The following is a 1,085-nucleotide window of genomic DNA, read 5'->3' as shown; positions in this document are numbered from 1 at the left end:
ACCACACCATTTACAGATTCACCCGTTGAATGATTAACCACCAGCTGTTTTATAACCTTTTATACTCTAATATAAACAGTGTTGCCCTCATCAGTGCACAGAGCAACAACATAACGAAAGATTTAGCTATCCATGAGGCTTAACCACCAACGCATCACAACCCTAAGTAACCAGTAACTGAAACACTCTTACTGTGTTTTCTTTATTTGAAGATCAACACCTATAACCTGAACTTCTGCTAGAGACAGATAGTTCTTATCAAGCAACTGGATTCTAACATAGCGACCTTGTTTACCTGATGCGTCTAATTTAATAGTCTTTTTAGGATTAGGCGCAACATGGAAGTCTTGTTGATAGGTGTGGGTGCTAAAGTCTGCTTTATTAGAGATACTAACTTGGTAGTTGCTTAGTCTATTTGTACAGCAATCAGTGCGGTTGTAGATAATGATTTGATTGATGTTTTTCTTACCGCCTAGATCAACCTGCCACCAAGCACCTTGTTCATCTTTGGTGTGGGTTGTGCTGCTATTTAAGAATTCACCATCAGTATTGCCATCTACTGCATAGCCAGCAACAGCGTGAATGCGGTGTGGATATATACTGGATTGTGTGGCAGGCTTTCCAAGCGCTAGATTGTAACCAGAGGCGTATGTGCCTCCATAACCTGAGTCGCCCCATGTCCTGATTGAGCCATCAGACTTAACAGCAACAAAGGCAAATTCATTTGAATAAATCGCGGTATAGCCTTTGTCAGTGGGCACATTTGTGTGTTTATCCTCTCTACCCCACGAATTATCTAAATTGCCCCATGTCTTGATTGAGCCATCGGCTTTAAGGGCGGCAAAGGCGCTATCAGTTGAATAAATCTTGATATAGCCTTTGTCAGTAGGTACATTGGGCGTGGTTGTGCCTCCACTCTTTGAGTCACCCCATGTCTTGATTGAGCCATCGGCTTTAAGGGCGGCAAAGGCATATGCAGCTGAATAAATCTTGGTATAGCCTTTGTCAACAGGTGCGTTTTTGCCTCCAAAATCTGAGTCACCCCACGCTTTGATTGAGCCATCGGCTTTAAGGGCGGCAAAGGC

1 protein-coding gene is annotated in these 1,085 nt (G+C 43.1%); it reads right to left on the bottom strand.

The window, feature by feature from the left end:
- Positions 1 to 188: 188 nt before the first annotated feature.
- The coding region (locus BHECKSOX2_RS04755; RefSeq protein ID WP_180323663.1) for a galactose-binding domain-containing protein at positions 189 to 1,085 on the bottom strand (897 nt) is incomplete at its 5' end.

Source organism: thiotrophic endosymbiont of Bathymodiolus puteoserpentis (Logatchev), assembly GCF_900127505.1.
In the GTDB taxonomy this organism is placed as follows: domain Bacteria; phylum Pseudomonadota; class Gammaproteobacteria; order PS1; family Pseudothioglobaceae; genus Thiodubiliella.
Note: the sequence above shows the minus strand (reverse complement) of the source record. Positions and strands in the feature narration are given on the sequence as shown.